Source organism: Acinetobacter sp. FY731 (genome assembly GCF_059515905.1).
This window is the reverse complement of the sequence record NZ_JCAKNB010000003.1, coordinates 363,808-386,175: the sequence shown is the minus strand read 5'-3', so window position 1 is coordinate 386,175 and position 22,368 is coordinate 363,808. Positions and strand designations below refer to the sequence as shown.

20 protein-coding genes are annotated in these 22,368 nt (G+C 36.5%); 13 read left to right on the top strand and 7 right to left on the bottom strand.

Going from position 1 to position 22,368, the window contains the following annotated elements; translation table 11 throughout:
* Positions 1-157 precede the first annotated feature (157 nt).
* The 4 genes from AC5YC8_RS06025 to AC5YC8_RS06010 all read left to right on the top strand — a co-directional run bounded on the left by AC5YC8_RS06025 (position 158) and on the right by AC5YC8_RS06010 (position 3,299).
* On the top strand, positions 158-1,006 hold the full coding sequence (locus AC5YC8_RS06025; RefSeq protein WP_496163895.1) for a class II glutamine amidotransferase: 849 nt from the start codon (positions 158-160) through the stop codon (positions 1,004-1,006).
* Positions 1,007-1,279: 273 nt separating this feature from the next.
* Positions 1,280-1,735 carry a bacteriohemerythrin gene (locus AC5YC8_RS06020; RefSeq protein ID WP_496119498.1) on the top strand — a complete coding sequence of 152 codons (456 nt, stop codon included), beginning with the start codon at positions 1,280-1,282 and terminating at the stop codon, positions 1,733-1,735.
* Between the two features lie 155 nt (positions 1,736-1,890).
* A complete protein-coding gene (locus AC5YC8_RS06015; RefSeq protein ID WP_496163894.1) occupies positions 1,891-2,973 on the top strand; it encodes a hypothetical protein in 1,083 nt (360 codons plus the stop codon).
* Positions 2,973-3,299 (top strand): RnfH family protein, encoded by a 327-nt coding sequence (locus AC5YC8_RS06010; protein ID WP_496163893.1) that lies wholly within the window; start codon positions 2,973-2,975, stop codon positions 3,297-3,299. The genes AC5YC8_RS06015 and AC5YC8_RS06010 overlap by 1 nt, the downstream gene beginning before the upstream one ends.
* 42 nt (positions 3,300-3,341) lie before the next feature.
* Here AC5YC8_RS06010 and AC5YC8_RS06005 read toward each other — a convergent pair whose 3' ends face one another.
* Positions 3,342-3,740 carry an outer membrane protein assembly factor BamE gene (locus AC5YC8_RS06005; protein ID WP_496119504.1) on the bottom strand — a complete coding sequence of 133 codons (399 nt, stop codon included), beginning with the start codon at positions 3,738-3,740 and terminating at the stop codon, positions 3,342-3,344.
* Positions 3,741-3,852: 112 nt separating this feature from the next.
* Between AC5YC8_RS06005 and fur the strand changes: the two genes are divergently transcribed.
* Entirely contained in the window at positions 3,853-4,290 is a 438-nt protein-coding gene (gene fur, locus AC5YC8_RS06000) for a ferric iron uptake transcriptional regulator (RefSeq protein ID WP_496119506.1), read from the top strand.
* A 58-nt stretch (positions 4,291-4,348) separates the two neighbouring features.
* Here the strand turns inward: fur and AC5YC8_RS05995 are convergent, their stop codons facing one another.
* Positions 4,349-5,470, bottom strand: a complete 1,122-nt coding sequence (locus AC5YC8_RS05995) for a PilT/PilU family type 4a pilus ATPase (protein WP_496163892.1) — start codon at positions 5,468-5,470, stop codon at positions 4,349-4,351.
* A 33-nt stretch (positions 5,471-5,503) separates the two neighbouring features.
* Positions 5,504-6,541, bottom strand: a complete 1,038-nt coding sequence (locus AC5YC8_RS05990) for a type IV pilus twitching motility protein PilT (RefSeq protein WP_154772396.1) — start codon at positions 6,539-6,541, stop codon at positions 5,504-5,506.
* A 123-nt stretch (positions 6,542-6,664) separates the two neighbouring features.
* Here AC5YC8_RS05990 and AC5YC8_RS05985 point away from each other — a divergent pair, with 123 nt between their 5' ends.
* Together AC5YC8_RS05985 and AC5YC8_RS05980 are read left to right on the top strand one after the other, a co-directional pair.
* Positions 6,665-7,357 carry a YggS family pyridoxal phosphate-dependent enzyme gene (locus tag AC5YC8_RS05985; protein ID WP_496163891.1) on the top strand — a complete coding sequence of 231 codons (693 nt, stop codon included), beginning with the start codon at positions 6,665-6,667 and terminating at the stop codon, positions 7,355-7,357.
* A gap of 115 nt (positions 7,358-7,472) precedes the next feature.
* Positions 7,473-8,273, top strand: coding sequence for a thioesterase family protein (locus AC5YC8_RS05980; protein ID WP_496163890.1), 801 nt, complete (start codon positions 7,473-7,475; stop codon positions 8,271-8,273).
* A 33-nt stretch (positions 8,274-8,306) separates the two neighbouring features.
* Here the strand turns inward: AC5YC8_RS05980 and AC5YC8_RS05975 are convergent, their stop codons facing one another.
* Together AC5YC8_RS05975 and AC5YC8_RS05970 are read right to left on the bottom strand one after the other, a co-directional pair.
* Positions 8,307-11,900: an AAA family ATPase gene (locus tag AC5YC8_RS05975; protein WP_496163889.1), complete on the bottom strand. Its 3,594-nt coding sequence runs from the start codon at positions 11,898-11,900 to the stop codon at positions 8,307-8,309.
* Positions 11,901-11,909: 9 nt separating this feature from the next.
* Positions 11,910-13,163, bottom strand: coding sequence for an exonuclease SbcCD subunit D (locus AC5YC8_RS05970; RefSeq protein WP_496163888.1), 1,254 nt, complete (start codon positions 13,161-13,163; stop codon positions 11,910-11,912).
* A 408-nt stretch (positions 13,164-13,571) separates the two neighbouring features.
* Between AC5YC8_RS05970 and AC5YC8_RS05965 the strand changes: the two genes are divergently transcribed.
* From AC5YC8_RS05965 to AC5YC8_RS05955, 3 genes are all read left to right on the top strand, one after another.
* Complete coding sequence (locus AC5YC8_RS05965) at positions 13,572-14,021, top strand: ABZJ_00895 family protein (protein ID WP_496163887.1); 450 nt, start codon at positions 13,572-13,574, stop codon at positions 14,019-14,021.
* A 76-nt stretch (positions 14,022-14,097) separates the two neighbouring features.
* Complete coding sequence (locus AC5YC8_RS05960) at positions 14,098-14,997, top strand: TIGR01777 family oxidoreductase (protein WP_496163886.1); 900 nt, start codon at positions 14,098-14,100, stop codon at positions 14,995-14,997.
* A gap of 280 nt (positions 14,998-15,277) precedes the next feature.
* Positions 15,278-16,522, top strand: coding sequence for a diguanylate cyclase domain-containing protein (locus tag AC5YC8_RS05955; protein WP_496163885.1), 1,245 nt, complete (start codon positions 15,278-15,280; stop codon positions 16,520-16,522).
* 32 nt (positions 16,523-16,554) lie between these two features.
* Here the strand turns inward: AC5YC8_RS05955 and AC5YC8_RS05950 are convergent, their stop codons facing one another.
* Both AC5YC8_RS05950 and hemB read right to left on the bottom strand, forming a co-directional pair.
* Positions 16,555-17,673: an NAD(P)/FAD-dependent oxidoreductase gene (locus AC5YC8_RS05950; protein ID WP_496163884.1), complete on the bottom strand. Its 1,119-nt coding sequence runs from the start codon at positions 17,671-17,673 to the stop codon at positions 16,555-16,557.
* 79 nt (positions 17,674-17,752) lie between these two features.
* Positions 17,753-18,766: a porphobilinogen synthase gene (gene hemB / locus AC5YC8_RS05945; protein ID WP_496119528.1), complete on the bottom strand. Its 1,014-nt coding sequence runs from the start codon at positions 18,764-18,766 to the stop codon at positions 17,753-17,755.
* Positions 18,767-18,873: 107 nt separating this feature from the next.
* Between hemB and AC5YC8_RS05940 the strand changes: the two genes are divergently transcribed.
* The 3 genes from AC5YC8_RS05940 (at position 18,874) to AC5YC8_RS05930 (ending at position 22,357) form a co-directional block, all read left to right on the top strand.
* The gene (locus AC5YC8_RS05940; RefSeq protein ID WP_496163883.1) at positions 18,874-19,371 is read left to right on the top strand and encodes a thioesterase family protein; all 498 of its coding nucleotides are present in this window, start codon (positions 18,874-18,876) and stop codon (positions 19,369-19,371) included.
* Positions 19,372-19,669: 298 nt separating this feature from the next.
* Positions 19,670-20,821, top strand: coding sequence for an HlyD family secretion protein (locus tag AC5YC8_RS05935; protein ID WP_496163918.1), 1,152 nt, complete (start codon positions 19,670-19,672; stop codon positions 20,819-20,821).
* A 6-nt stretch (positions 20,822-20,827) separates the two neighbouring features.
* A complete protein-coding gene (locus tag AC5YC8_RS05930; RefSeq protein WP_496163882.1) occupies positions 20,828-22,357 on the top strand; it encodes a DHA2 family efflux MFS transporter permease subunit in 1,530 nt (509 codons plus the stop codon).
* Positions 22,358-22,368: the final 11 nt, after the last annotated feature.

Below are 22,368 nucleotides of genomic sequence, written 5' to 3'. Positions count from 1 at the left end.
ATATCTATGTCTAAGATTTTAAGTCCATCACAACAAGAATATGTATTTATAAATAAGTAGAAAAAAGAAGAGAATATTGAGTGATGTGATTTGCAAATTTGTCTATGGCTCATGCAGAATATAGATCAATACAAATTGATTTGTTGAATTAAAAAATATGTGTCAACTACTTGGAATGAATTGCGCAACACCTACGGATATTACCTTTTCATTTCGTGGGTTTTCACAACGTGCTGGTATTACTTCTGATCATTGTGATGGTTTTGGAATTGCTTTTTTTGAAGATAAAGCCTGTCGTTTATTTGTTGATAATCAGTCGGCTGTTGAGTCGCCAATTGCTGAATTAATACGTAACTATCCAATTAAATCACGTAATGTAATCGCACATATTCGTAAAGCAACGCAAGGTAAGATTAATTTAGAAAATTCACATCCATTCATACGCGAGCTTTGGGGGAGACAATGGATTTTTGCTCATAATGGTGATTTACATGGCTTTAGTCCTCAGCTTTCAGGTCGTTATACACCTGTAGGAAACACAGATAGTGAATTGTCATTTTGTTATTTATTAGACCAACTTGTTGAAAAATTTGGTTATAAAGAGCCAAGTTTAGATCAGATTTTTGATTTATTAGTTGAATTGTCACCTAAAATTGCGGAACACGGAACATTTAATTTTTGTTTATCGAATGGTCAGGCACTCTTTAGTTATGCCGTAACAAAATTACATTGGTTGGTTCGTGAATATCCATTTCAACCTGCACAATTAATTGATATTGATGTTGAGGTCGATTTCAGCCAAGTGACAACACCAGAAGATCGTGTTGCAGTAATTACTACAGAGCCATTAACGCAGAATGAAAAGTGGTTAGCATACGAATCTGGTGAAATGATTTTATTTCAGCATGGACGTCCAATCCGTCATGAGCTTACAAGAATTGAACGATTGGAACGTGAGCGTTTAAACCCTGAATTAAAGCGTATAACAAAGGCTGATCAATATTAGATTTTCTACAATAAATTATTAATATGTCTAATAGTCCACATATTTATTGTAAAGTGTGGACAGTATTTTATATTGTTAAAAAATAATATATTGGTTAATAAATAATTGATTCTTTTAGTAGGGTTTAAGAAATAAAGCTATATATAACAGCGCTTTGTTGTATTTCTCCTGAAAAATGTGAAAAGTAGAGTAATTTAGTTGATTTTTATTTCATCACAAGTTGGCTACTATGCTTTGTAAGCGTTTAGTAACTTAAGATCAACAGGTGATCGTATGAAGATGAAATGGATTCCAGAATATAATACTGGTATCGATGTGATAGACGATCAACACAGACGAATTCTAGACTATATCAATGAAATTGTAGATATTGAGGGGCATACGGATAGATCTCGTATCAAACAAATTTTAGACAATATTATTGATTATACGCAGTCACATTTTACGTTTGAAGAATCTTTACAAGAAGAAGCAGATTATAAATATCGTGTGCCACATAAACGTGTACATGACATATTTATTAAAAAAATTGAGTCTTATCGTGATCGTTTTGATATGGGGCAATCGATTGAGGCTGAATTACACGAAGTATTATCGAAGTGGTTAATTAATCATATTCAGCACGATGATGCTGATTATGTTGGCGCTGTAAAAGAAAATATGATGGGAATTATTAAAGAAAAAGAGCAGAAGAAAGGTAAAAATTGGTTCGCTCGCTTTTTTTCATAATTGGGGATAAATGAAATAATAATAATTAGAGGCATGTTTTAATATTCAGCGCAGCAAATTATCTTTCGAGATAGTTTGCTTTTCTTTTTATAGGGTTTTGATTTTCCGTGATGAGCAGGGCAAAATAGCCATAGATTTTTATTAGGAAAGCATCAATGCAAGATAATGCTATATCAAGATGGATCTCGCCGCTGATGGCGTTTTGTCTATCATTTATTATTATTGCAACACTCGCACCAGTCACAGGTATTTTAGTTGAGCGTCAAATTGACTTTTGGCTGCTTTGGCTTGGAACAATGGTGATTTTAGCTTTACCTATTTGTTACTTAGAAATAGCTTTAGCAAAGCGTTCAAAAACAACAGCTTTAGAGGCGTTGTCTAGTTTAACTCGTGATGCTGATGCTTCTCAAAGATGGCGTTTAGTGGGTTGGTTAGCTGTGGTTTTCATTCCTTTTCTTGCAGGTGGAATGTTATCTAATGCAGGTCAATTACTGAGCCAATTTGCTGTGACAGGAATTGAAACGCATTTTATTTTTGTTGGACTTGCGATTGCTGCTTTTGTTATTTCTTTTGTATCACGTCAAGTTGTTGTTGTTTTAACAGCAGTTGCAGTTATTGCATCGATTGTTTTAGCAAATACAACAGGTACTACATTACCAGAATGGACGGTAACTTCGTTGGTATTTGGTGAGTGGGCAAATGCCACTATTCTTGCTTTAGTCGCAAGTGGGCTAGGTATGGGAATTTACTGGCAAAGTAGCTTAGCTGTTGTTAAAAATGAAGATGTTGCAACTAAAACAGCGCTTCCTATTTGGATTGCCCAATTATTGGCTGTTGTAGCATTTGGTTTTTTTGCTGCTCAAGCAGAAATTCCAGCTTTTGCATTTATCTTTGCAGTGATCACTTCAGCAGCACTAGTTTTACAGCTTGCACGTGAACAGCTAGCACAACGCAATATAAATAGTGCCATTCAATGGGCTATGCTGGTTATTGCAACCCTAATCTGGGCGATTCCATCTATAGCACCTATCTTTAATATTGTACTTGTACTTTGGGGCTTATTGATTTGCTTCATCTATGCAATATTTGTCGGCTGGATAATGAAAATTAGCCACTTACGAAAAGCATTAAATTTTAGTAATGAAGCAGTTTATAACCTTTGGCGTATTGCTGTTCGTATTGTTTTACCACTTGCGATTATTCTTGCGATTGTGTCGTACTTTGGACAAATTTTATAATGTCAGTGAATCAGGATGTTTGGGTTGCTTATGCAGCCCAAGATCAACAATTTCATATACGTGTAGATTATGTTGAAGGTATGACAGCACTAGATGCCATTGAAAAAAGTGGTATTCGTAAGCAAATAGAATTACCTGAAAACCTACAGTTAGGGATTTTTGGTGTACGTATAAAAGATTTATCTCAAATGCTTGAAATTGGAGATCGTGTAGAAATTTATAGGGCACTTACGATTAACCCTAAAGATATTCGAAGAAAACGTGCAGAAAATAATCCAACAAGCCGTTATTGTAGAAGTAATCGCTTTAAACAATCGACGTCATAAAAAAAACCCCTCATTGAGGGGTTTTTTTTAAATTTAAACTAGTTATAGTGGGGGCGCATCAAGAATTGCTTCTTTAGATCCTGGTAAACCTGGTTGTGTTTCAGGAATCGTTTCTAAGCCTTCAATATTTTGTACAATGCCATTTGCATCAAAGTAAATTTTTAAATGCTGACCAGATGCTGCGGAAATTTTTGCTTTTTTAGCATAAGTTCCTGGGATGTAGTTATAGATATAATCCCAGCGTAAAGGGTTTAAAGGGTCTGATATTGTAGGGCTTCCAAGCAAAAAGCGTACTTGCTGGTGACTCATACCAACCTGTACTTTTGATGCCTGAGCTTGGGTTAAAGGTGTACCCTGAGGAATATCTACTTTATAAACGCCCAAGGTTGAACAACCTGTGAGCAGTGAAGCGACGAATAACGTCAACATGATTTTTTGCATTTTGCTACACTATCCCGAATTAATTATGATGCATTTGATCCAAGGATAGATCATACTGCATCTAAACTTTGTTGCATATTCCAACTTTCATTTTGTTGAGAGACTTAATTACATGCCTATTTCAAATCAAGATTTACGTAAAGCTGGACTAAAAGTTACACTTCCGCGAATTAAAATATTGGAATTATTAGAAAATTCAAAACAACATCATTTAAGCGCAGAAGACATTTATAAAACTTTACTCGATCAAGGGGAAGATGTCGGTTTAGCAACTGTATATCGTGTATTAACACAGTTCGAAGCTGCCGGTATTATTCAGCGCCATCATTTTGAAAACAATCATTCTGTTTTTGAAATTATGCAAGATGATCATCATGACCATATTGTTTGTCAAAACTGTAATAAAGTTGTGGAATTCCACAATGATATTATTGAAAACGAACAGCACGAAGTTGCGAAAAAGTTTGGTTTTGAGCTAACAGGTCACTCGCTTAACCTTTATGGTTATTGCGATGCTCCAGAGTGCCAAGAAGCATTCCGTAAAAAATAAGATATGAATAAAAAAGGCTTCGTAAAGAAGCCTTTTTTATTTCAGAATGGAACTAAAATTATTGACCATCGAATGTAATACGACTTGTCGACTCTGATAAGCGGTTTAAACCACCTTCTTCAGAGAGTTTAATTTGTAGGCGTAAATCATTTGGAGAGTCTGCATGCTTCAGTGCTTCTTTGTAGCTAATTTGTTTTGCTTGATACAAATCAAATAATGCTTGGTCAAAGGTTTGCATTCCTAGCTCGCGTGAACGTTTCATAAGCTCTTTAATTTCATTGACTTCACCTTTTCGAATTAAATCTGAAATAAGAGGTGAGTTAATTAAAACTTCAATTGCTGCACGTCTAGAATTGCCATCAACAGTTGGAATTAGTTGTTGAGCAATAATTGCTTGTAAATTTAAAGATAAATCCATAAACAATTGACTATGACGATCTGCATCAAAAAAGTGAATGATACGATCTAAAGCTTGGTTCGCATTGTTTGCATGTAAGGTTGCAAATACAAGATGTCCCGTTTCTGCAAATGCAATGGCATAGTTCATGGTTTCGCGAGAGCGAATTTCACCAATCATAATGACATCTGGTGCCTGACGTAGCGTATTTTTTAATGCAACTTCAAATGAGTCTGTATCAATACCAACTTCACGTTGGGTAATAATACAGCCTGCATGTTCGTGAATAAATTCAATTGGGTCTTCAATGGTAATGATATGACCTTTAGAATTTTGATTACGAAATCCAACAATAGATGCTAGTGAAGTTGATTTCCCAGTGCCCGTTGCACCTACAAAAATCACAATGCCACGTTTTTTTAAAGCAAGATCTTTTAAAATAGGTGGAAGGTTTAACTCTTCTATTTCTGGAATACGTGTTTCAATACGACGTAATACCATGCCAGGCTGGTCACGTTGTTGAAATGCACTTACACGAAATCGTGCTGTTTTATCTTTATTGGAAATAGCAAAATTACATTCACGTGTTTCAGCAAATTCTAGTTTTTGCTTATCGGTCATAATAGACTGTATAAGCTGTCCAACAACCTCACCAGATAATTTGGTTTTAACCACAGGAACGATTTGACCATTAATTTTCATTGATGGTTCAACATCTGCCGTTATAAATAGATCCGATGCTTTTTGCTGAATCATAAGATTTAATAAGTCATTAAAGTCCATAAGCAAATCCTTAATTGAATTTTAATGCCATCTTTATAAGAATGTTTCAGGCTGTTTTGCTGCAGTACGCGCAGTTTGAGCACTAATAACACCTTTATTCACTAAAGTTTTTAAGCTTTGATCTAGTGTTGTCATGCCGTAGTTTGCACCTGTTTGAATTGCAGAATACATTTGTGCCACTTTGTTTTCACGAATAAGGTTACGAATAGCAGGAATACCAATCATAATTTCGTGTGCAGCAACACGACCACCACCATTTTTCTTTAAAAGTGTTTGTGAAATAACAGCTTGAAGTGATTCAGATAACATGGCACGAACCATATCTTTTTCTTCGGCAGGGAATACATCAATTACACGGTCAATGGTTTTTGCCGCAGATGTGGTATGTAGCGTACCAAAAACTAAGTGACCTGTTTCAGCAGCAGTAAGTGCCAAACGAATGGTTTCAAGGTCACGCATCTCACCGACTAAGATAATGTCAGGGTCTTCACGCAGTGCAGAACGAAGTGCTTCGTTAAAGCCATGCGTATCGCGGTGAACTTCACGTTGGTTAACCAAACATTTTTTAGATTGATGTACAAACTCGATTGGGTCTTCGACTGTTAAAATATGGTCATAACGATTGTCGTTGATGTAGTCAATCATTGCTGCAAGTGTTGTTGATTTACCCGAGCCAGTAGGACCTGTAACTAAAACAATCCCGCGTGGATATTCACAAATATCTTTAAAGATTTGGGTCATGCCCAAATCTTCCATAGTGAGTACTTTCGATGGAATTGTACGGAATACTGCGCCTGCACCACGGTTTTGGTTAAATGCGTTCACACGGAAACGAGCTACACCAGGAACTTCAAATGAAAAGTCAGTTTCTAATTTTTCTTCATAGTCACGACGTTGTTTATCGTTCATGATGTCATAAACAAGTTTATGAACTTCTTTGTGCTCTAAAGCAGGTAAGTTGATTTTACGTACTTCACCATCCACACGAATCATGGGTGGCATGCCTGCTGAAAGGTGTAAATCTGAAGCATTGTTTTTTGCAGAAAACGCGAGTAGTTCTGTAATATCCATTTAAGTCCCCGATAGTGAGTAAATCTTAATTATTTTGTTAGAATAATACGGTTTTCCATCGGCTTAACCAACAGTTTGTTCAAGTCGAATGTAAATAATCATCTTGAAATGAGAAATACGTCAATGAATAGTCTACAAACATCGCGAAATTTAGTTTTAGAACAAATAAAAAGTGCATGTGAATTAGCGAATCGTTTAGAAGAAGATGTTCAGTTATTGGCTGTTTCAAAAACACATCCAAGTGAAATGTTGCAAGAAATGTATGAAACAGGGCAGCGTTCATTTGGGGAGAATTATTTACAAGAAGCATTAGATAAAATTGAAGCTTTAAACGACTTAGAAATTGAATGGCACTTTATTGGTCATGTACAACGTAATAAAACAAAGCATTTAGCTGAAAAATTTGCATGGGTGCATGGTATTGATCGTTTAATTATTGCTGAGCGTTTGTCGAATCAACGTGAAGCATCTCAGGCACCTTTGAATATCTGTTTGCAAGTGAATATTGATGCTCAAGATACTAAAGATGGTTGTCAGCCTGCGGAAGTTGCAGAATTAGTAGAAACAATTAGCCAATTACCCAATTTGAAACTGCGTGGTCTGATGGTGATTCCTGCACCAAATAATACACAAGCATTTGCAGATGCAAAGATGCTTTTTGAACAAGTAAAAGTGAATCATGCTCATCCTGAAGACTGGGATACTTTAAGTATGGGGATGTCAGGAGATATGGAGGCTGCAATTGCTTCAGGTTCGACAATGGTTCGTGTAGGAACAGCATTGTTTGGGGCGAGGGATTATTCAAAAGAAGAATAATCAAATAAATTTAAAGGTGAATTGTGCGTTCACCTTTTGGTCTATTTTGCGATTGAGTATGAAAACAGCTATATGTAAGACTAAGCCCTGATCTGAAAAATAAGTGAATAGGGAAATGACATCAGCGTACTATCAACTCATTGATCGACAAGTTCAGGAAGATGGCAGTGTAATCGCAAAGTATAGATCTACTATCCATGCCCAAGGTGCATGGAATGAACATGAACAACATATGGCACCTGCAACAGGAATTATTTGTGCTGAATTAGATCTTTTTTCACCGCGGTCAGATGTACGTATAGGGCGTATAAGCTTAGATATTTTAGGGTTGATTCCTGCTGGCGAATTTCAAATAGAAACAAAGGTCATTCGTGCTGGTAAAACCATTGAATTGATCGAGTCAATAATGAGCGCTCAAGGTAAGGCATGTATTCAAGCTCATACGTGGCGAATGATGATCAGTGATACATCTTCAATTTATGGTATAGAAGATCAACGAATAGAAAGTCCTGAACATCAGCCTGTTTGGAATGAAATTTGTACATGGCCTGGTGGTTATATTGCATCATTAGAAGCTCGATCTTCTCAAAGGCGTCAGGGTAAAGGTATAGTTTGGTTAAGCAATCCATACTCGATGATTGAAAATGAGCAATCTTCGGATTTTGTACGTTTAATGGGTATGGTAGATACAGCAAATGGCGTAGCAACGCGTCAAGATGTTCCTTTTCAATATGCTTTTCCAAATTTAGATTTGCAAATCCATTTGTACCGTATTCCGCAAGGGAAATGGCTTGGGCTTGAAACAGTTCAACAATATGGGGCAGATGGTGTTGGCTTAACAAGTTCAATTCTTCACGATGAAAAAGGTTCTTTTGGACGCAGTGAGCAGATTTTGACTTTACGTAAAGTGAACTAAGAAAAAGCCGTCATGATGACGGCTTTTTTATTTTTATCCGACTACTTCAATTTGACTTGCACCAGCACCTATAGGCTGTACCTGAATTTGCACAGGAATACGCTCATGCATATCTTGAATATGTGAAATGAGCACAACTTTACGCCCTTGGCTCTGTAGTTGATCTAGTGCATTCATCACCATATGCAGTGATGAAGCATCAAGCGTACCAAAGCCTTCATCAATAAATAATGATTCAATTTTCATTGAGCCTGAAGCCATGCTCGCAATAGCGAGTGATAAGGCGAGGGCTGTTAAGAAAGATTCACCACCAGAAAGTGATGAAACCGAACGGGTTTCACCATCCATATCATGATCGACAATGGCAAGGCTAAGAGAGTTATCTAAACGCTTTAAGATATAACGCTGTGATAGTTGTGCCAATTGTTGGTTGGCATATTCAATTAAAATATCGAGGTTATATTGCTGAGCAACATCACGAAATTTTTTACCCGTAGAGTCACCCATTAAGCTCGAAATTTTATTCCAACGGTGTTCTTCGGTTTGAATTTGCTGAATTTGCTCAGCAAATTGTTTTTGTCTATTGATATTCGCATGATGGATATCTAGTTTACTTTTGAGTTGCTCTCTTAGTTCTTGCTGTTCTGATAATAATTTAAGATTATTCGCAATCGCTTGTTCAAGTTGTACTATTTGTATTTCTGGCTGTGTTTGTAGGTGTTGAGCTAATGTTTGCTGAATAGCTTGAATGCCTGCTTGAGCATCTGAATAAGCACGTTCTACATTTAAAACACGCTGTTTAAGTTGCTGTTCTTGTTCATGTGAAATTGTACTCAGTTGCGCTAATTGTGTTTGATTAAATTCTAAATTTTGGCTCATCCACTGTTGAATTGTATTTTCAACATGTTTCATTTGAGTAAGTAATTGTGCTTGCTGGGTGAGGCATTCTTTTAAGCGACTTTGAGCTGTTTCAAAGGCTTGACGTATTTGGTCGAATGTTTGGCGTGCCTGATTAAATCTTGTTTGTAATCGTTGTCTGTTTTGGTCAAAATCATTCAACCAATCATGTGGTTTTTCAACAGTATCATTTGTCATTTCAAGAATTGCTTGAATCGCAACATCACTATTTTTTTTACCTTCTGTTGTTAAATTTTTAATTTGATCTTGAGCTGACTGAATTTTTTCCTGACTAAATTTAACTTGTTGCTGATATTGCTCAAATTGTTGAGAAGTTTGATTATATTGAGTATTTAATTGATTGAGTTGCTTTAAGCAATTTTGACGTTGTTGTAGTACGTGACAAACTTTTTCAGCAGTATTTAATGTCGATTGTTCCCATAATTGTTTTTCTGTGTCATTCAATACGTTCAGAATATGCTGAATATTGATTTCAGCTTGTTGCACACTAGATAAATGCTGTGTGGTTTGTTGGATTGAGCTTACAAGTCCATGACTTTGTTGTTGAGCTTTTTCATGTGAAATTAAGGCATCTTCAGTTTGTTTTTGCATTTGTTGTGCTTCATTAATTTTTGTCTGAATTAGTTGCGTTAAGGCTTCATACTTCTGTGAAAAATCAAAAGAAATATTTAAGGCACTTAATTGTTGTTGAAGCGTATTTTTTGCCTGATCAAGTTGTATGGTTAAGGTTGCTAACTGTTGCGCATTGGCATCCATTAAAGCAGTTTGCTGAGTGAAGGTAGTGTGTGATTCTTGCCAAGCTTCGAAAGAAATTTTTTCCAACTCAAGTGCTTGCTGTTCTTGTTGTACTTGTAACTTGAATAATTCATCAGAAAAAGCTTCTTTTTCTGCATAAGGATGATGGGTACTTCCACAGACTAAACATGCTTCGCCATCGACTAAATCTGCACGTAGTTTTTCAATATTTTCCGTATTGAGTAAGCGTTGTTGTTGCAACATTTGTTGCAGTTTTTCACGCTCGTTTTTTTGTGTTTGATAGGCAAGTTCAGTCGTTTTGAGCTGTGTATGACTCTGTTTAATTTGTTGAGAGAGTGTATTTTTCACCGTTACTAAATGGTTGTTTTCAGCATCAATATTTTGGAAGTTTTGTATTTTTTGCTGAACAACACTGAGTTGATTTAACTGCTGTATAAGCTGATCACGCTCGGAACGTAGCAATGAAATTTTCTGATTGAGCACATCTTCTTGCCCAAATTTTTGCATTAATTCTTCATGTTGTTTTTGTTGCATGTGTAATTGAGAATTGGCTTGTTGCACATTGCCATAGTTTTTTTCAAATTGCGCATAGCTTTGAATAAAGCGTTGAGTTTGTGTGATATGTGCTGAAAGTGCATCATCGAGTGAGGCAAAGTGGTTTGAGTTTTCTAGCTGCGCCGTATGTTGAGCAATATTATTTTGCAGTTGCTCAAGCTGTTCCTTCATCTGTTTTTCATTGTTAATATGAGGAATAAGCTGATTTTCAAGTTCTTTAAAATCACTTTGTACTTTTCTAAATTGTCCCTCTAACAAATGGCGCTCAGCAATTCGTTCACGTACTAATTTAATTTTGTCTTGATGCTGAACTTCAAATTGGTATTGTTGCTTTTGTTCTAGATCAATTTTTTCAAAGATGATTTTTTCAGCATTAAATTGTTGTTCAATCTCTGCAAATTGCTGTTGGGCTTGTGTCAATTGAGGCTGTAATTGTGCAACTTCAAGCTGAATATTTTTTTGTTGAATCACACTTGGTCGAATAGCGGAAAAGTGTTCAAGTTGTTGCAGTTGTAGCTTTTCAGGTGCAAGGGCATCAAGTTGTTGCTGCTGATGTTGTAATTGTTGCTGACGTGTTTGCACATCAATTTCGTATTTTTGCTTTTGTTCATACCATTGCTGATTTTTTTCTAGCGCAGATTTTTCTAGTTCTAGTTTTTTGTACGCCGTAGAAACCGTATCAAAGTGATTGCTTGTTGTTGCTAAGTCTTCATCAGATAAAATTTCGATATGTCCTAAAACATTTTCAATTTCTTTCCGTTGATTGGCAATTTCTCTGGTTTTTTCAAATGCGAGTTGCCCAATTTTTGCAAAGATACTAGAGTTGGTTAAGTATTCCAATAGTTCGCCACGTTCATTATCACGGGCTTTTAAAAAAGCAGTTACTTCAGATTGAGCTAATAATACTGCACGAGTAAATTGTTCAAAACTCAGTTGGGTAATTCTTTTAATATTTTCTTCAACAGCTTTGGTTTTATCTGCGACCACATTGCCATCGGTTAAGCATTTGAGTGAGCGTTGAACACTTTGTAGCTTGCCATCGGCTTTTTCACGCGCGCGTTTAATTTCCCAGCGTGCCAAATAGACTTTTTGATCTTGTGCGACAAAACTTAACTCAGCAAAACCATGCGCTGTACCACGACGTAATATCGTTTGAGGGGAGTTGGTTAATAGCTCTGAACCATCAACATCAATGAGTTTTCCATCACTGCCTTTTAATCTAGGAATTTGATTAAACAATGCCAAACACATGGCATCTAAAATAGTCGATTTCCCTGCGCCTGTTTTTCCTACAATAGCGACTAGACCTGCGCTTGCTAAAGGCTCGCTTTCAAAATCAATAAAATGCTCACCTGCTAAGGATGCCAAGTTTTTAATACGAATAGATAAAATTTTCATGGCAATTCCTTAAACGCTCGCATCATCTTCAAGTGATTTTTGTGCTTCATCAACCAAGCTTAAAAAATCTTTTAAGACGGATTCATCTGCACTGTAGCCTTGTTTCTCCCAAATTTGTTGAAAGAGCTTTTCTGGTGTTGGTGGCTCTAAGCTTATTTTATTTTCAGCGTTGTGATCGTTTTGTTGGTTTAAATATTTACGTGAAATTCGCACCAACCTGTAACGATTTGGTGCTAAACATTCTTCAAATTGTTGGCGTAAATTGGGTTGAGGTGGTGTATCTGTGTGGTATTCAATATCGACATATTCACGCTGATTAATAGCTTCAATCTCACCCGATGGCAATGCTTTTAATTGCTCAAAAACGTGTTGCAACTCGCCTGAAATTTTATGCAGTTGTACGCTACGTGGAATGGTTAAAACTTGAAACTTAAAACGATTTCCATCTTTAAGTAAGGGGTCTATTTCTACTTCAACCACTTGATGCTTGTAATTAATTTCACTAAATGACAAAGGAATAGGTGAGCCACTATAGCGAATATGGGCTTGTCCAACTTTTTGCGGTTTATGCAAATGTCCAAGTGCTACGTAGTCAATCACATCATCAAACAGGGTAGTGGAAAGGGCTTCTTCATTACCAATAATAATAGGGCGTTCAGAATCTGACGTTTCACCACCTTGCATGTGGGCGTGTGACATCAGAATCAAAGCTTGATCTGCTGTTTTTCGAGCTTTCGCTTCGGCAATCAATTTTTGATGTAAATAGGCAATGGCATTTTGGCTGTTGGTAGTTTGATCATTAAAACCTGTAATTTCAGCAGAACGTAAAAAGGGCAGGGTAAGGCACCATGCAACAATTTGTTTTTCTTCGTTATAAATAGGTTGTAATAAACGATCAATATTGAGTGATTTATCTTTATTCCAAGCAATCACACCCACAGCTTTCGCATTGTATTTTTCTAGTAATGGCTCTACTTGTTCAATGCGATAACCTGAATCATGGTTACCAGCAATCATGAGTGTTTGCATGTTTGGTGCAATATCGTGCGCATCGGCAAGGAATTGATAAAGTTGTTTTTGTGCGGCAGATGCTGGGTTAATGACATCAAAAATATCACCAGCAATGAGTAAGGCATGGGGTTGTTTTTCTTTGATTTGCTCAAGTAACCAATTTAAAAATTGGGTATGTTCAAATTCACGATCATGATTGTGAAAAAATTGCCCTAAATGCCAATCTGACGTATGAAAAAAACGAACGCTCATATTTATTGTCCTATGCCCTTATTGGCATAGTAACGAATCTTTATAGAATAATTCTAGTACTGAACAGCATGAAAACGACAATATAAGTCGTAAGAGAATTTTATCATTTTAATGAGAAAAATCTTTTAGACAAAAATAAAGACCGACGATTCGAGTGATGGGGGAATCGTCGGTCAAAAAAATCTGCTTAGAACAAAAATTTGGCTACTAATCAAATTTTATGTTTAAGCAAGCTTATTGCTTTAGGTTTAAGGTCACCGAAAATATTGTGGATGCCGGTACAAATTTACGGTTGTTGCTGACCTTGCTCCCTATATAACGAGATATATACATAGATGGTTGACATGAACATGAAAAAAAACTCATTTTTTTTTATACTAAGACTTTGAAGTTGTATTGGTCATCTTAATGGTCGCTTTAACTCGTTATTTTATTTGGTTTTTTGCTATTTGTTTAGTCTTGACTTGCATTTGCGGTGTACTTGCTGCGCTTATGCCCGAAGGAATGGGAGCTGTTTTAACTATTGTCCCGTATTTAACAGCGATGATTTGGGTGTTATTTAAATTTTTAAAACAACAAAGTCGTGCACCTACACAAGCAGAACGTCAAAAATTTACTTTGGGTTTTAGTGTAATTTACTGGCTGTATAATTTGTGCTTTTTACTTTTAGGTATCGGAATTGCTTCACGGTCAAATCCTACGGTATGGCAAGATTTAATCGTATATTTACAAAATACACAGTTTTTAATGATTACTCTCATAATGTTTTTACTCATTGCAATTCCATTGTATTTGTTAACATATTGGTTTTATGGAAAACAAGCTCAGCGTATGGCTGATAAAATGATGAATAATTAATGATTATTAATGCTTGATTATTCAGCAATCTTTTTATATAGAATAGATGAATTCGCTATAATAATGAGATTACTGAATGAACAAGCCTTTGGTTTTAATTACAGGTGCTTCTGGCTTTATTGGTTCTAGGTTAGTGACGCACTTATTAAAACAAGATTATCAGGTTGTAGGTCTTACACGACAAAAGAATAAAGTACCTCATCACCCATGTTTACAGTGGATTTCAGATTTAAATGACTTGAAAACAGATCAGATTGATTATGTCATTAACCTAGCAGGTGAAAGTATAGGTAAAGGTCGGTGGACAGATGATAGAAAAGAACAATTATTACAAAGTAGAATTAAAACGACAGAGCAACTTTATCAATATTTAAATAAACGAAACATACAGCCAAAGCGAATTGTTTCGGGCTCGGCTGTAGGTTATTACGGTATAGATGTTGAAGAAAAGTGGGGCGATGATTGTACGGAAGCATCCTCATCTCAAGAAATTTTTATGTCCGAACTTTGCCAAAAATGGGAAGCTGTCACACAGCAATATCCTGAACAAAATACAAAAATTATTCGTTTAGGTGTCGTGTTTAGTATGGGTGGTGGTATTTTGCCACAAATGTTGTTGCCTATTCGCTTCAATTTAGTGGGACGCATTGGTACGGGTATGCAACCTTGTGTTTGGATTCACATAGATGATGTGATTTCTGCCATTGAATTTCTGATAGAAAAAGACACTACAGCACAAATTTTTAATCTCGTTGCACCAGAAAAAGTGAATCAAAAGTTTTTTGCAGGATTGGCTGCACTTATATTAAAGAAAAAACCTTTATTTACATTGCCTCGTTCTATTATGAAATGGATATTGGGCGAGCAATCTCAATTGATATTAAATGGGCAATATATACAGCCTAAAGCCTTGCAAGATGCGGGTTTTGAGTTCAAATATCCTACCTTAAAAGAAGCGTTAAAAAATTTGTTATAAAAGGAGTTGGTTTATCGGAATTTTATAAGTGGAAACAAGGATATGTTAAAATAAAGCTGTATACCAATGATGATTATATTAGAAAAATAATCTTGTAAAAATCGGTGAAATTTTAAGTATTTGGGTTGGGTTGTTTTGTATGGTTGCGCTGTTTAAGGAAAACAGGTTTTTGAATAAAAAAAATATATCGATAAGTGTATTTTTTTTATGTTGTGCAATAGGCGCTTTTTTTTGTTTAAAGCTCAATCAGGCAGAAACAGAAGCCAAAACAGCTCATACTATGCAAATTTCAAATAGTTATGCGAGCTCTTTAGAAAAAACAATCCGCCACTCTTTGTCTTCTGTAAATAGCTTAGCTGTTTTGGTACATCAAAGTAATGGTTCTATTCCAAATTATGGAGAACTTGCTCGGTACATGCTGCCAATGTATGAAGGAGCCTATGCTTTATCAACGGCACCTGATGGTGTTCTGCAGCAAATAGAACCAACATTACAAAATACATTAATTAAAAATCACGATATATTTGAAGGTAAAGATAAACAGAAAGAAATTGCAAATATTAAAGAAGGTGATCTTAAGTTTGTAGGTCCATTTAAGCTAATACAAGGTCCTCAAGGTGCGATTGGAATGCTTCCTGTATTTCTTAAAAAAGAAGATGGGACAAAGTATTTCTGGGGATATACCGTAGTGACTTTACAGCTGCCGAATGCCTTTTCTGATGTGCATTTAAATAGATTAGCAAAAAATGGCTATGCTTATGAGTTATCAGGAATTAATCCACTAACGAAGCAAAAAGAGATTATTGATCAATCAAAAGAGCCTATTTCTAACACGGCTGTCAAAGTTCCAATAAAGCTATATGGTGCAGATTGGGAGCTTAAAGTTTCGTCTTTAAATCCTCCAATCAGTTTTTATAAGTTAGTGCTTGAAGTTGTGTTTGTATTGGTTTGGGCAAGCTTGATGATGTGGTTAACGTATTTAATACTCACAATGTTAGAGCAAAAAGAACAATTGAAAAAAATTGCGATGTACGATCCTTTAACCAATTTAGCAAATAGACGATTATTAAATATTAAACTCGATAATTTTATTAAAAATAATAACAATGAAAAGCATAAAGTGGTGGTGTGTTATTTAGATTTAGATGGCTTTAAGGCAGTCAATGACGCGTATGGACATGAAGTAGGCGATCAACTTTTAAAAGTTGTTGCTCAAAAACTTTCGGGTGTAATTAAAGCAAATGATTTTATTTCAAGAATCGGAGGCGATGAATTTGTCATTATCTTGAATGAAGTAGAATCAATAGAGCAAGCAGAAAATATTTTAAGAAGAATTGTTCATGTTGTGAGTGAGCAAATTACGATTTCAGATTTATCAATTCATATTTCTGTAAGCTTAGGTGCAGCAGTTTACAAGGTACATAGTGAAGAGCCAGAACACTTATTACGTGTTGCAGATCAAGCAATGTACCAAGCAAAAGCGAAGGGTAAAAATAGATATTATTTTGCAGAAAAAATTGCATAGCATAACTATGCAGATTCTAATTTCATATTTTATCAATACACCAAATCAAGTTTAGCTAAACGCTTTGGATTATAGGCTGCAGCATCTTCCAAAGTATTTTGATTTAACATTAGTTGGCGTAATAAACGTGCAGAACCTGCGCCCATACATAAACCATTTCTAAAGTGTCCAAAGTTAAACCATAGGTTCTCTGTATTGGGCGCTTGTCCAATAAATGGCACGCCATTAGGTGAGCTTGGTCTTAAACCAGCCCATTGCTGAACAATGGGGAAGTTTTCAAGTTCAGGTACCATATCGAAACAGGCGTCTAAAATATTCGATTTTACGGTGTCATCTAAAGATAAATCGAAACCGATTTGACGCATACTTGAACCACAAACGACATGACCATCCATACGTGGGATGAGGTACATCACTTTGTTCATGCACATGGTTGGTAGCCAGTTTTCAGGTGTTTTAAATAGCACCATTTGTCCTTGAATTGGTTCTACTGGAATATGTAAATCGAGTTGCTCTTCCCAAAGTTTAGACCAAGCACCTGTTGCTATAACAAAAGCATCGGCTTGATGTGATATTCCTGAAGCATCTTGTATAGAGATAATTTTCTGGTTTTGAATTTTTAACTGTTCAATTGGGCAATGTTCATAAAATTGAACTTTAGGATGCTGTTTTAAATAAGCTGTGATGGATTGCAAAACTCTAGGATTTCGTGCATTGGCTAAATGTGGGAAATATAGCGCATGCTTATAGTTTTCATGAATAAATGGATTAATTTGTTCGAGTTGCTCTCGTTGTAAATATTCTGCATGTTGTAATGGTTCATGATGTTGTTTTGAATAATTTAAGCCAATTTCGAAATCATCTTCATCAAAAATAAGCATACCTGTTTCATGAACTTGAAAATCAATGCCCGTATGTGGAATTAATCTTTTATTCCATTCTTGATACAGGGGTTTTGCATATTTTGCGAGTGCATTAACAGCAGGGTTATAACGCCAAGGATACATAGGAGAAAGAATTCCGCCACCCGCCCAAGAGGCTGCTTTACCAGCGTGTTGTTGATCGAAAATAGTGACAGAACAATTTTGCTCAATCAGTTCCAATGCAGTCATTAATCCGCTAATACCTGCACCAATGATGGCAATGTGCATCAGGTTTGAATCCTTTATTCCTGAAAATGGGAGAGATAAAAAAGCCCTCACATAGAGGGAGGGCTTTTAAGGAAATAATTTAGTTCATTTCTTTAAGTTTGATTGCAGCTTCTTCGGCAAAATAAGTCCAAATACCATCTGCACCAGCACGGCGGCAAGACATGAGTGATTCAATAATCACATTGTCCGATAACCAGCCATTTTGAATTGCACCTGCAAGCATAGCGTATTCACCACTGACTTGATAAACGAAAGTTGGTACGCCAAAAGTATCTTTTACTTCACGAACGATATCTAAATAAGGCATACCTGGTTTTACAATCACCATGTCTGCACCTTCTTGAATATCAAGCGCAATTTCATGTAACGCTTCTGCACGGTTGCCAATATCCATTTGGTAGTTATATTTATTACCACCTTTTAGATTACTTGCAGAGCCAACAGCATCACGGAAAGGACCATAGAAGCTAGACGCATATTTTGCAGAATATGCCATGATGTTGGTATAGATATGTCCGTTTGCTTCTAATGCTTGACGAATTGCACCAATACGACCATCCATCATGTCACTAGGAGCAATAACGTCTGCCCCAGCTTCTGCGTGGCTGAGTGCTTGCTTAATTAAGCATTCGACAGTTTCATCATTTAGTACATAGCCTGTGTCATCAATAATGCCATCTTGACCATGAGTCGTGTATGGATCTAGTGCACCATCAGTAATGAGTACCATCTCAGGTAATTCTTTTTTCAACAAACGAACGGTGTTTTGAACTAAGCCATCATCACGCCAAGCAGCTTCAGCCGTTAAACTTTTGTCTTCTTGTGGAGTAACTGGAAATAAAGCAAGTTTAGATACACCAAGCTCTAATAGTTTTTCAGATTTTTTAAGAAGTAAATCAGCAGATAAACGCTGAACATTTGGCATACTTGGAATATCTTGAGTTTGGTTTTGACCTGGCAAAACAAATACAGGATAAATGAGATGATCAGCCGTCAAATGGGTTTCTCTTACCATGGAGCGTAATTGGTCATTTTTACGAATACGGCGCATACGCGTAGCAGGAAAAGCAGGACGATTGAACGTATAAGTCATAACAATCTCATTGATCAGTATTAAACTTCGTCTATTGTAGTCGCTTATCTTGGGTTGTGCGCGATACATCTTATTTTTTTATTTAATTTTGGTAATTCGAGTTAACGATGAAAGAAATGGAAAAAAGTTGGACAGGGAATATTGAAGCAGGTTCGAATGTTGAAATAGACGTTCTGTTAGAACAATTATGTCAGGCATTTAATGGCTCTCCCTTCTATAAGTTTTGTGGCATGACCATGCGTGTTGTAGATGGTGAAATTGAAGCACATGTAGAAATGCAAAAAGATTTAATAGGCAATCTTGCTTTCCAAATTTTACATGGTGGAGTTGCTGCGACTATTTTGGATAGTATTGGTGGAATTACCGCAATGGGGGAGCTCTATAAAAAAGCATCTATAGATGAATTTGCTGAAACAGGCAAAAAGGTTTCTCGTTTAGCTACGGTAGATATGCGTGTTGATTACTTAGCACCAGGTCGTGGACAATATTTTACTGCACGTGCGGAAACATTACGTTTGGGACGCAAAGGTTGTACCATGCGTATGACGTTAATAAATGATGAAAATAAAGCAATAGCAACTGCAATAGCATCGTATGCGTATTAACCTTGATAAGTCCCAAAAAAATGATTTAATTGAAGATTAAAAGCCTCTTTTTTGTGAAAGAGGCCTTTATAATGATTTTTATACATTTGATATAACTTTGAAAACTATAGTGAAATCATGAAAAAATACTGATGAGTTATATTTTTATTCTCAAAATGTGATTTTTTATCTATAAAATACGACAATTAAAAAAAGCAAGACTTTCTCATCGACACCTCAGCGAGGACATAAAAAGTCCATTCCTTGTTTTACAAGGGGATGCCTGATGACCAAGTTTATCGAATTTAGGAAAAAATCGATGACAGATGTTCAAGATACGCTGCCAGAAACACCATTTTCGGATCAGGTAACAGATCAACAATTAAAAGCCAAACGTAAAAAAACGCTGAGTTTAGTAGCCATTTTCTTGGTGATTGCTTTGGTTTTATTTTTAATTTGGAAGTTTGTTTTTAACAACACGGTATCTACAGATAATGCTTATGTGGGTGCTGAAACAGCATCTATTACATCTATGGTCACTGGACAAGTTTCTGAGGTATTTACAAGTGACACGAAGCAAGTCAAAAAAGGTGATTTACTTGTTCAAATAGATCCACGAGATGCTGAAATTGCAGTGGCTCAAGCTAAAGCAGAATTAATTAAAGCACAGCGTCAATATAAGCAAACTCAAGCAAATAGCAGTTCTTTAAGTTCACAAATTTTTGTGAGTGGTGATGTAATTCAAAGTGCAGTTGCTCAAGTTGCTAAAGCAAAAGCAGACTTGAGTAAAGCGCAAGACGATTATAATCGCCGTGTGCAATTAAGTTCTTCGGGTGCGATTTCTAAAGAAGAGCTTAGTACATCGAAAGCAGCTGTGAATACAGCAAAAGCTGCATTTGATGTTGCTCAAGCAAGTTTAGCTCAAGCAAAATCTAGCCAAAAAGCAGCACAAAGTAACTTGGAAGCAAATGAAGCATTAATTCGTGGTGCGAATGAGCAAAGCACACCAGATGTATTGGTTGCGCAAGCAAGACTAAAACAAGCTTTACTTGATTTAGAACGCACGCAAATTAAAGCACCTCTTGATGGTGTAGTGACACGCCGAAATATTCAAGTTGGACAGCGTGTTTCACCGGGCACATCTTTAATGATGATTGTTCCTGAAAATCAGTTATATGTAGATGCAAACTTTAAAGAAAGCCAATTAGAAAAAGTACGACCAGGTCAAAAGGTCACTTTAATTTCAGATTTATATGGCGATGCTGTTGAATATACAGGCACGGTTGTTGGTTTCTCTGGTGGTACAGGCGCTGCATTTGCATTGATTCCTGCACAAAATGCCACAGGTAATTGGATTAAAGTCGTTCAACGCTTACCTGTACGCATTCAGTTAGACCCGAAAGAGTTGGCAGAACATCCACTTCGTGTTGGCTTGTCGATGGAAGCTAAAGTCGATTTGAAGTCGAAGTAATCACTTATGAAATACGATACTGCACTGAGTGACCTTAAAGGTGGTCGCTTAATACTCGCTGCGTTTGTATTGGCATTGGCAAACTTTATGGTCGTTTTAGACATGACCATTGCCAATGTGTCTGTGCCACATATTACAGGAAGTCTTGCGGTATCTGCCTCGCAAGGTACATGGATTATTACCTCTTATGCTGTTGCTGAGGCGATTTGTGTTCCATTAACAGGATGGTTAGCAGGACGATTTGGCGCAGTTCGTACATTTAGTGTTGGTTTATTGGGCTTCACTATTTTTTCTATTTTATGTGGTTTATCTACAAGCTTAGAAATGTTGGTGTTCTGCCGAATTGGGCAGGGGATCTTTGGTGGTCCTATTATGCCTCTTAGCCAAATGTTACTCATGCGAATATTTCCACCTGAAAAGCAATCTCAGGCAATGGGAATGTGGGCAATGACTACAGTGGTTGGACCAATTCTTGGACCTATTTTAGGCGGTACAATAAGCGATAACGTCTCTTGGCACTGGATTTTCTTTATTAATATTCCAGTCGGCATATTTTGTGCTTTTGCAGCAATGCGCTTATTAAAATCTGCCGAAACACCAACAGATAAGCTGAAGATTGATACAGGTGGATTATTCCTTCTTGTTTTGTGGATTGGTGCTTTACAGCTCATGCTCGATTTGGGGCACGAATATGATTGGTTTAATCATCCAGCCATTAGCATTATGGCAATTACCGCTTTTGTTGGATTAATTGTATTTACGATTTGGGAACTAACCGAACGCAACCCTATTGTAAATATTAAGATTTTTCAATATAGGGGTTTTACCATTTCCGTATTGGCACTTGCCTTTGGTTTTGGGGCATTCTTTGGCAGTATTGTGCTTATTCCGCAGTGGTTACAAATCAATTTAGGTTATACCGCAACATGGGCGGGATATTTAACAGCAACCATGGGCTTTGGTAGTTTATTGATGTCGCCCATTGCCGCTAAACTTGCAACCAAATACGACCAGCGTGCGTTGGCGTGTTTTGGCTTAATGTTGCTAGGTTTTGTGACGTTAATGCGTGCATTTTGGACAACAGATGCAGATTTCATGGCATTGGCTTTACCACAAATTATTCAAGGTTTTGCTGTCCCATTTTTCTTCATTCCATTATCAAATATGGCACTTGCTTCAGTTTTGCCACATGAAATGGCTTCCGCTGCAGGTTTGATGAACTTTCTACGGACTATGGCGGGTGCAATAGGTGCTTCTCTTGCAGTCACCATTTGGGATGATCACGCGAAGCTTTCCCGAAGTGAATTGGTTGGAAATTTACATGTGGAAGAGGCGCAAAATACTTTGATGCAAACAGGTTTTAGTGCGCAAGGTGCTTTAGGATATATATCTAGTCTTGTAGATAAAGAAGCCAGCACTTTGTCTGCTAACCATGTGTTTCTTGTTTTAGCAATGGTCTTTATTTTTGCAGGCTTAATAATTTGGCTGTGTCCAAAACCTAAAATAGGTGTATCTGGCGGTGGTCATGCACATTAATTGAATGATTT

Excerpts from the sequence above, each read along its gene's own strand:
- AC5YC8_RS06025 (WP_496163895.1), top strand. The coding sequence starts at position 158 with ATGTGTCAACTACTTGGAATGAATTGCGCAACACCTACGGATATTACC.
- AC5YC8_RS06020 (WP_496119498.1), top strand. The coding sequence starts at position 1,280 with ATGAAGATGAAATGGATTCCAGAATATAATACTGGTATCGATGTGATA.
- AC5YC8_RS06015 (WP_496163894.1), top strand. The coding sequence starts at position 1,891 with ATGCAAGATAATGCTATATCAAGATGGATCTCGCCGCTGATGGCGTTT.
- AC5YC8_RS06010 (WP_496163893.1), top strand. The coding sequence starts at position 2,973 with ATGTCAGTGAATCAGGATGTTTGGGTTGCTTATGCAGCCCAAGATCAA.
- AC5YC8_RS06005 (WP_496119504.1), bottom strand. The coding sequence starts at position 3,740 with ATGCAAAAAATCATGTTGACGTTATTCGTCGCTTCACTGCTCACAGGT.
- fur (WP_496119506.1), top strand. The coding sequence starts at position 3,853 with ATGCCTATTTCAAATCAAGATTTACGTAAAGCTGGACTAAAAGTTACA.
- AC5YC8_RS05995 (WP_496163892.1), bottom strand. The coding sequence starts at position 5,470 with ATGGACTTTAATGACTTATTAAATCTTATGATTCAGCAAAAAGCATCG.
- AC5YC8_RS05990 (WP_154772396.1), bottom strand. The coding sequence starts at position 6,541 with ATGGATATTACAGAACTACTCGCGTTTTCTGCAAAAAACAATGCTTCA.
- AC5YC8_RS05985 (WP_496163891.1), top strand. The coding sequence starts at position 6,665 with ATGAATAGTCTACAAACATCGCGAAATTTAGTTTTAGAACAAATAAAA.
- AC5YC8_RS05980 (WP_496163890.1), top strand. The coding sequence starts at position 7,473 with ATGACATCAGCGTACTATCAACTCATTGATCGACAAGTTCAGGAAGAT.
- AC5YC8_RS05975 (WP_496163889.1), bottom strand. The coding sequence starts at position 11,900 with ATGAAAATTTTATCTATTCGTATTAAAAACTTGGCATCCTTAGCAGGT.
- AC5YC8_RS05970 (WP_496163888.1), bottom strand. The coding sequence starts at position 13,163 with ATGAGCGTTCGTTTTTTTCATACGTCAGATTGGCATTTAGGGCAATTT.
- AC5YC8_RS05965 (WP_496163887.1), top strand. The coding sequence starts at position 13,572 with ATGGTCGCTTTAACTCGTTATTTTATTTGGTTTTTTGCTATTTGTTTA.
- AC5YC8_RS05960 (WP_496163886.1), top strand. The coding sequence starts at position 14,098 with ATGAACAAGCCTTTGGTTTTAATTACAGGTGCTTCTGGCTTTATTGGT.
- AC5YC8_RS05955 (WP_496163885.1), top strand. The coding sequence starts at position 15,278 with ATGCAAATTTCAAATAGTTATGCGAGCTCTTTAGAAAAAACAATCCGC.
- AC5YC8_RS05950 (WP_496163884.1), bottom strand. The coding sequence starts at position 17,673 with ATGCACATTGCCATCATTGGTGCAGGTATTAGCGGATTAATGACTGCA.
- hemB (WP_496119528.1), bottom strand. The coding sequence starts at position 18,766 with ATGACTTATACGTTCAATCGTCCTGCTTTTCCTGCTACGCGTATGCGC.
- AC5YC8_RS05940 (WP_496163883.1), top strand. The coding sequence starts at position 18,874 with ATGAAAGAAATGGAAAAAAGTTGGACAGGGAATATTGAAGCAGGTTCG.
- AC5YC8_RS05935 (WP_496163918.1), top strand. The coding sequence starts at position 19,670 with ATGACAGATGTTCAAGATACGCTGCCAGAAACACCATTTTCGGATCAG.
- AC5YC8_RS05930 (WP_496163882.1), top strand. The coding sequence starts at position 20,828 with ATGAAATACGATACTGCACTGAGTGACCTTAAAGGTGGTCGCTTAATA.